Origin of the sequence: Azorhizobium sp. AG788 (assembly GCF_943371865.1) — a bacterium.
In the GTDB taxonomy this organism is placed as follows: domain Bacteria; phylum Pseudomonadota; class Alphaproteobacteria; order Rhizobiales; family Xanthobacteraceae; genus Azorhizobium.
Genome location: NZ_CALRWL010000052.1, coordinates 39371 through 46029 on the forward strand (window position 1 = coordinate 39371; position 6659 = coordinate 46029).

9 protein-coding genes, 1 tRNA gene and 1 pseudogene are annotated in these 6659 nt (G+C 67.2%); 4 read left to right on the plus strand and 7 right to left on the minus strand.

Annotation, left to right across the window (positions count from 1 at the left end; genetic code table 11):
- The first annotated feature begins 139 nt into the window (after nucleotides 1–139).
- Together AAG816_RS22815 and AAG816_RS22820 are read left to right on the plus strand one after the other, a co-directional pair.
- Nucleotides 140–742, plus strand: a complete 603-nt coding sequence (locus AAG816_RS22815) for a sigma-70 family RNA polymerase sigma factor (protein WP_341991986.1) — start codon at nucleotides 140–142, stop codon at nucleotides 740–742.
- Entirely contained in the window at nucleotides 739–1377 is a 639-nt protein-coding gene (locus AAG816_RS22820) for an NrsF family protein (protein ID WP_341991987.1), read from the plus strand. The genes AAG816_RS22815 and AAG816_RS22820 overlap by 4 nt, the downstream gene beginning before the upstream one ends.
- A 66-nt stretch (nucleotides 1378–1443) precedes the next feature.
- Here AAG816_RS22820 and AAG816_RS22825 read toward each other — a convergent pair whose 3' ends face one another.
- Nucleotides 1444–2424: an aldo/keto reductase gene (locus tag AAG816_RS22825; protein WP_341991988.1), complete on the minus strand. Its 981-nt coding sequence runs from the start codon at nucleotides 2422–2424 to the stop codon at nucleotides 1444–1446.
- A 222-nt stretch (nucleotides 2425–2646) separates the two neighbouring features.
- Between AAG816_RS22825 and AAG816_RS22830 the strand changes: the two genes are divergently transcribed.
- Both AAG816_RS22830 and AAG816_RS22835 read left to right on the plus strand, forming a co-directional pair.
- Nucleotides 2647–2928, plus strand: coding sequence for a hypothetical protein (locus tag AAG816_RS22830; protein WP_341991989.1), 282 nt, complete (start codon nucleotides 2647–2649; stop codon nucleotides 2926–2928).
- A gap of 224 nt (nucleotides 2929–3152) precedes the next feature.
- Nucleotides 3153–3228, plus strand: a tRNA-Lys gene (locus AAG816_RS22835).
- Between the two features lie 144 nt (nucleotides 3229–3372).
- On the opposite strand, the gene AAG816_RS22840 is transcribed toward AAG816_RS22835, so the two are convergent.
- The 6 genes and pseudogenes from AAG816_RS22840 to AAG816_RS22865 form a co-directional block, all read right to left on the minus strand.
- Nucleotides 3373–3744 carry a hypothetical protein gene (locus AAG816_RS22840; protein WP_341991996.1) on the minus strand — a complete coding sequence of 124 codons (372 nt, stop codon included), beginning with the start codon at nucleotides 3742–3744 and terminating at the stop codon, nucleotides 3373–3375.
- A gap of 13 nt (nucleotides 3745–3757) precedes the next feature.
- Nucleotides 3758–4294 (minus strand): annotated as a pseudogene (locus AAG816_RS22845) (DNA cytosine methyltransferase); the annotation flags it as partial.
- Nucleotides 4295–4582: 288 nt separating this feature from the next.
- On the minus strand, nucleotides 4583–5680 hold the full coding sequence (locus tag AAG816_RS22850; RefSeq protein ID WP_341991990.1) for a contractile injection system protein, VgrG/Pvc8 family: 1098 nt from the start codon (nucleotides 5678–5680) through the stop codon (nucleotides 4583–4585).
- Between the two features lie 3 nt (nucleotides 5681–5683).
- Nucleotides 5684–5896, minus strand: a complete 213-nt coding sequence (locus AAG816_RS22855; protein WP_341991991.1) for a tail protein X — start codon at nucleotides 5894–5896, stop codon at nucleotides 5684–5686.
- The gene (locus tag AAG816_RS22860) at nucleotides 5893–6420 is read right to left on the minus strand and encodes a hypothetical protein (RefSeq protein ID WP_341989209.1); all 528 of its coding nucleotides are present in this window, start codon (nucleotides 6418–6420) and stop codon (nucleotides 5893–5895) included. Before AAG816_RS22860 ends, AAG816_RS22855 begins: the two co-directional genes overlap by 4 nt.
- Nucleotides 6417–6659: hypothetical protein (locus tag AAG816_RS22865; protein ID WP_341991993.1), on the minus strand; the 243-nt coding region annotated here is incomplete at its 5' end. The genes AAG816_RS22860 and AAG816_RS22865, both read right to left, overlap by 4 nt.

Below are 6659 nucleotides of genomic sequence, written 5' to 3' on the forward strand. Positions count from 1 at the left end.
TCACTGTGTCCACTCGCGCATCCTGCCCATGGCATTCCGCCCGGTTGTCCCGCCTGCGCACCGCTGGCGGCGGGCGGGCGCATGGGCGATAACAGGCCAACTCGGGCGTGGCCGCCTGGGGCCGGCGCATTCCGTTGGAATGGCATGTAACAAATGCGCGCCTCGGGGCGAAGAACAGGCAGACGTGACGGGAATACGGGATAGCGATGAGTGGTCAGACCTGATGCGCGCCGCCCTCGGCGGCGACGAACGGTCTTATCGCGCCCTGCTCACGGCGCTGGCGCCAGCCCTGCGGGGAATGGCCCGGAGGGACTTGCTGCGTGTGGGGCTTGATCCGTCCGACGCGGAAGACGTGGTGCAGGAAACCCTTCTGGCTCTGCATCTGAAACGCCAAACATGGGACCCCGCATCACCGCTCGGGCCCTGGGTGCGGGCGATTGCGCGCCACAAGGTGGTGGATGTGATGCGGCGCCGTGGCCGCAAGGCCGAGGTGCCATTGGCCGACTGGGAAGACGTGCTGACGCAGGAGGCCCCTGAGGAGCAACTGACGGAACGTGAGGCGCAGCGACTGACCGATGCGCTCCACGGTCGCGAGAGAGATGTGGTGGAAGCCATCTGTCTGTCGGGGGAGAGCGTGAAACAGGCGGGCAATCGCCTGGCCATGAGCGAGGGGGCCGTGCGCGTGGCGCTGCATCGCGGCCTCAAGCGGCTGGCCGCACTGTATCGGAGCAAGGGTGAATGAGGACGCAGGACCTGATCTCAGCATTGGCAGCCGATACGACACCGCGCGGCCCGCCCCTCCGGAAGAGCGTCCTGTGGGCGGGGCTGGGGGCCATCGTGCTGGCGGCCATGGTCATGCAAGGCGTGCTTGGAACGCGCGGCAGCTTCATCGCGTCCCTTGCCGATCCACGCTTCCTCTTCAAATTCCTGATCACAGGTGTGCTGGCGTCCGTTGCATTCCGCTTGGCCCTGCGGTCGGCAGAGCCTCAGTCCTGGGCATCCGCTGCGCCCGGACTGCTGCTGGGCCCCCTGCTGCTGCTGGCGACCGGCGTGGTTCTGGAACTGAGCTTCCTGCCGCGGGCGCTGTGGATGCCCCGGCTGGTTGGACAGAACTGGCAGCAGTGCCTGATCTACGTGCCGCTGATCTCCCTTGCGCCTCTGGCCCTGGTCCTTACGGCGCTGCGCGGTGGTGCGTCTGCCTCGCCCACATGCACCGGACTGGTTGCCGGAATCGCAAGCGGAGCGCTGGGGGCCTTCTTCTACGCGGCCCATTGCCCCGACGACTCGCCGCTGTTTGTGGCGGTCTGGTACATGCTGGGCATTGGCATCATGGCGTGCGTCGGGGCGCTGTTGGGCCGACGTCTGTTGCGCTGGTAGCCGCGCAACCCTCGTAATGCCGCCGCGCACGAAGCGTGCGCGACGGCATTCCGGCGTGTCAGCGGCTCATCTGAAGCCGACCACCGCATGCGGGATGTAGGGCGCCTCCAAAGCGACAATCTCTTCGGGCGAGAGACGCAGCGAGAGGGCGGCGACGGCATCGTCGAGATGCGCCGCCTTGGTGGCGCCGACGATGGGCGCGGTGATCGGGTCCTTCTGCAACACCCAGGCGAGGGCCACCTGAGCCGGCGGGACACCACGGGCCGCAGCGATCGCAGCAACCTGTTCCACCACCACCTTGTCGGCCGAGGCCGTGGCCGCATGGAGCGTCTTGCCGAATTCGTCGGTCTCCGAGCGCGCGCTGGTCTCGCTCCAAGGACGGGTGAGGCGGCCGCGGGCCAGCGGGCTCCACGGGATTACGCCAATGCCCTCCGCTTTGCAGAGCGGCAGCATCTCCCGCTCCTCCTCCCGATAAAGCAGATTGACGAAGTTCTGCATGCTGACGAACCGCGCCCACCCATGGCGATCGGACAAAGCCAGCGCTTGCGCGAACTGCCACGCATACATGGAGGACGCCCCGATATAGCGGGCCTTGCCGGAGCGCACGACGGTATCCAGCGCGTCGAGGGTTTCCTCGATGGGCGTTGCATAGTCCCAGCGATGAATCTGGTAGAGGTCCACATAATCAGTGCCTAGGCGGCGCAGGCTATTGTCGATCTCGGCGAGAATGGCTTTGCGGGACAATCCGGCGCCATTGGGGCCCGGCCGCATGCGGTTGAACACCTTGGTGGCGATCACCACGTCATCGCGTCGCGTAAACTCTTTGATGGCACGCCCGAGGATCTCCTCGCTGGTGCCGTCCGAATACACATTCGCCGTGTCAAAAAACGTGATGCCGCTTTCCAGCGCCTTCTTGATAAAGGGCCGGCTCTCCGCCTCCGGCAGCGACCAGGGATGGGTGCCGCGATCGGGCGCGCCATAGCTCATGCAGCCAAGGCACAGGCGCGAGACCTCGAGGCCGGTCCGGCCAAGCTTCACATAATCCATGCGGGACTCCTTCCGAACGACGCAAAGGGCGGGGCAAACGGCCAAGGCCTATGCGTAGCATTGGCCCGATCCAAAACCGAGTGGAATGAAACGAATATAGATGCCGTTACGGCATGCAACGCTATGGTTGCGACGAGACACGAAAATACAACGGCGTAATTGGAGATCGAATATATCAATTATTGGTGCTTGTGGACGATATCGCTAATCTGTAAAGCCGGAATGTTGGTCAAAACAATAAGGATGTATTTTATGCGTACCGCGTATTTTATCGCTCTTACTCTCGCCTTCTCCGTGGCGCCCGCACTGGCTCAGGTGAGTGACCCGTCCATGAGCTGCGCTGATTATTTGAAGCTCGCAGCATCCGCCGGCCCGACGCCCAAGACCGGCGACGCGGCCACCGACAAGATGGCCGCCGACATGGACACCAAGATGAAGGCTTATTGCGTCGCCAACCCCAAGGCAAAGGCGATGGAAGCCGCGGAAAAGGCCATGGGCGGCTGAGGCTTTCCTTTTAGCCGACGCCTTTGCGGCGTTGGGTCCGGGTCTGGGGGCCTGCGCAGGTGCGCCCGCAGACCCGGCATGCGTGTCCCTGAAAACGCATCCGTCCACACGGCCGTCCGACCGATTTCATGAGCGAGATCGCGGGAGGAGCGGCATCTGCACACAGGCGCGTGGCACTGGGCATCTTGACCCTGCGCGCCGTGCGGCCTACCACCCACCGCAGTGAGCCCGTAGCTCAGCCGGTAGAGCACGTGACTTTTAATCATGGGGTCTCGGGTTCGAATCCCGACGGGCTCACCATTTCCGTCTTCCATCGACCGACCCGCACCGTGCGACGGTGGAAGCGCCCGTTCGACTGGGCTGGAATCCTGCTGTAGCGCGCAAAATCGGATGTCACCGCGCGCAGGATCATATGTCACCCGCGCGCGGTGGGTTTTCAGGCCCTTAAACGTCGATCAAAGCGATGTCTGAGAGTGCGCCACGCGAGCGCTGCAGCCAGGGGGCAAACGCCGTTACCGGCTGCGTGGTATCGCTCCATCCGATGGGCCAGCCCATCAGCCACTCCGTGAAGGCTGGGTTCAAGATCCACTCGCCGGGAGAGCACCCGCTCCCAGGCCGGATGGTCGCCAGGACGCGGCGGGAATAAGGGAAGGCCGGCATCGGCCCCGGCGTCCAGCCCAGGGCCGTCATCACCCGGCGCATCACGCTCCAGTCCTTGGCCGCCTCGGCGATGGAGACCTGGCTGCCGCGCTGGTCGGCTGCGGCCACCCACAGCATCCCCGCTTCGTTCACCCGCAGCTCGGCCCGATTCGCCATGATCGAGGCCGTGGGCGTGGGCCAGCACGAAAAGGCGGACCCGCCAGTGCGGAGCGCCGACTTCAGCCGCTGAGAACAGGCCCGCTTCGAGGCCATAGCCCATTGCCTGTAGCTCTCGGGCGACCTCGTGGAAGCCTCGATCCACATGGCCGGAGACGTTTTCGAGGAACAGCCATCGCGGGGCGGCCTCGGAGGCGATGCGGGCGACATGGGGCCAGAGGTGGCGGGGGTCTCGCTCGGCAAGTTTGCGGCCGGCGGCCGAGAACGGCTGGCAGGGATAGCCCGCAGTGAGGAGATCCACCGCGCCACGCCAGGGGCGACCATCGAAGGTGGCAAGGTCGTCCCACACAGGCGCGTCACATAGGACCGCGTCTTCCATCCGCGCCACGAGAACGGACGCAGCGTGGCTGTCCCGCTCGACATAACAAACAGTGCGGTATCCGGGTTCTGCGATGCCGAGGCCGAGCTCCAGGCCTCCCACGCCTGCGCACAGCGCAAGGCCTCGGATCGTGCCCGCGCGGGCAACAGGTTCAACGGGATGTAGAGCCACAATTTGCGCTTCCTTGATCGGGACGCTCGCGGCGCTCGGATGGGGGCTCGGGGGGCCTCAATGCGTTCAGGGTGCCGCAGCGGCGGCACTTGATTTCGATGGTGCCGGAGATGGCACCCCGGCCGGCGCGGAACAGCAGCGCGCGGCACGATCCACAACGGATGTTCTCCACTTGTTAAGGCCTTGCGGGTTAGCGGCCCCATCGGGGGACCGTTCCGCACCGTTCGGTCGCGCGGGTTGTTGCTGCCAGGCTGGCCCGCGTTCGGGGCGCTCGCGCCCCGCCCCACCTCAGGCAACAGTGCCGCCCTCCGGATCGCCGGCCATGGTGCCGGTGCCGGAAGCGCTGTCGCCGCTCTCGTCCTCGCTGTCGCTCTTGCTCTGGGCGGCCTCCTTGGTTTCCAGGGTCAAAGTGGTGATCCAGCCGGAGCCGGGTTCGATGTGGTGCTCGACGCTCTCCGCACACCAGGCGGTGCCATCCGCATCGGGGCCGAAGCCGGTGACCTTCACGGGGCAGCCGGCCACGGCGGCCGGATCGCCCGCCACGGTCACCTGCCCGGTGGCGGACTGGCGGCTCCGCTCACGCGCTGCTGCGCGGGCACCATGACGGGCCTCGTCCTTGGAGGGCCAAGGATGGGGACGGGCCAGCCGGCCCTTGCCGCTGTCGCTTTCGTCGTCCTCGTCCTGCCAGAGGCCGGTGGCCTCGTCGTACCAGCGGCCCTGGCTGGTGCGGTACGCCCCACGCGGCTCGAAATCGAAGGCGAAGTCATAGGCCGGGTCATAGGCGATGGTGAGGGTGGGCAGCGCCCCGCCCGAGGCGGTGCGGCCGGCGCCGCGCTCGGTCATCATCAGCTTGCCACCGGCCACCTTGATGGCGCCGCCGAAGTCGTCGGCCAGGTCCGACAGGAAATCCAACGCCTCCTGCTGGACGCGGGCGCGATAGGGAATGGCAATCGCCTTCAGCGCCGGATCGACCACCACCTGCAGGCCCAGCCCCTTGGCCACGTCAGACACGATGGTCCCCAGCGTGGCCTGGTCCCAATGGCCGCTGTCCACGGACTTGGCGGTGTCGATCAAATCGGCCGCCCGGCATTCCACGCTCATGGTGTGGCCGCCCTCGGGATCGCCGGTGAGGCCGGTGCGCTGGACGGTATAGATGCCGGCCAGGGCCATGGCGTCCCGCGCCCAGCCGATCTGCACGCTGTAGCGGGTGCCCTTGGGCGGCATGGCCGGGAATGGCGGCGCCACCCGGAAGGTGAGCGTGCAGGTGTCGCTCTCATGGCCCACCGCGTCGCGGATGCGCACGGAGGTGAGCGTGTCGCCCCAGACCGACAGCAGGTTCGCGGTCTTGGGGCCTTGCACCATGACGATGGGCATGCGGATGGCCATGCGCTACTCCCAGGCCCGCACATAAGCGCTGGACGGCGGAGCGGCAGGAAGCTCGGGCACCACGAGCGCCGTGCCGGCCGGGATCACCGGCCCCAAGGCGGCAAGGCCCGGATTGGCGGTGACCACCGCCTCCACCGCACCATTCCCAGCGGTGCCCATGAGCACGTCCACCAATTGGTCGAGGCGGATGTCGCGGGTGACCAGATAGCGGGTCATCGGAACGACCTCAGGGCGCCGGCCACAGTGGAGCCCACGGCCACCGCTGAACCCAGCGCCGAGGTGCCGCCCAAAGCGTTGACCGCGGCGCCCAGGCCGGTGCCCAGAGCACCGCCGGCCAGCGAGGTGGCACTGCCCACATGCAGCAGCTCGGCCTCGCCATGGACGATCCGGCCGACGCCGCTGCGCGGATGAAAGCGCTCCTCGCCCACGTCGAGGAATTGCACCACCACCAGCCCCTCCAGGCTGCCGGCATAATTGGCGCCGAGGCGGATCAGCGGCACCACGGTCTGCTGCTGGTGGATCAGTTTCAGGATGGCCAAGGCATCCATGCCGCCGAACATGGCCGGCCAGGTGGCGAACTCGATGCGGCTGGTCTTCGGCCCGGCGCCGGTGAGCTGGAAATCCATGCCGGAAAAGGTCGCCGCCGCCGGCACGCGGGTTTCCGAGCGGGTGCCCAGGCGCTGGGGATTGAGCCCCACCACTTTGAGCACCGCGGCGCCGATGGCCATCAATCCGCTCATGCCCAGGCTCCGATGTCATGCAAGGCACCGGCGCGGGCCTGGCGGATGGCCCGGTCCTGCTCGCGCTGGGCGGCGCGGGCGATGGCGCGCGGATCGCTGCCGGTGATGTGCTGGTTGATGGTGGTGCTGCCCAGGCTGGACTGCCGGCCCGGTGTCGCCGCCGCCCCGCCGCCTGCGGGCGCCGCGGCACCCGCCGCACCGGCGGGCGCGATGGTGGGGGTGGCGGTGATGGACAGGAT

What these genes read in the sequence shown, in the direction of transcription:
- AAG816_RS22815 (WP_341991986.1), top strand. Translation starts at nt 140, where the DNA reads ATGGCATGTAACAAATGCGCGCCTCGGGGCGAAGAACAGGCAGACGTG.
- AAG816_RS22820 (WP_341991987.1), top strand. Translation starts at nt 739, where the DNA reads ATGAGGACGCAGGACCTGATCTCAGCATTGGCAGCCGATACGACACCG.
- AAG816_RS22825 (WP_341991988.1), bottom strand. Translation starts at nt 2,424, where the DNA reads ATGGATTATGTGAAGCTTGGCCGGACCGGCCTCGAGGTCTCGCGCCTG.
- AAG816_RS22830 (WP_341991989.1), top strand. Translation starts at nt 2,647, where the DNA reads ATGTTGGTCAAAACAATAAGGATGTATTTTATGCGTACCGCGTATTTT.
- AAG816_RS22840 (WP_341991996.1), bottom strand. Translation starts at nt 3,744, where the DNA reads ATGGCGAATCGGGCCGAGCTGCGGGTGAACGAAGCGGGGATGCTGTGG.
- AAG816_RS22850 (WP_341991990.1), bottom strand. Translation starts at nt 5,680, where the DNA reads ATGGCCATCCGCATGCCCATCGTCATGGTGCAAGGCCCCAAGACCGCG.
- AAG816_RS22855 (WP_341991991.1), bottom strand. Translation starts at nt 5,896, where the DNA reads ATGACCCGCTATCTGGTCACCCGCGACATCCGCCTCGACCAATTGGTG.
- AAG816_RS22860 (WP_341989209.1), bottom strand. Translation starts at nt 6,420, where the DNA reads ATGAGCGGATTGATGGCCATCGGCGCCGCGGTGCTCAAAGTGGTGGGG.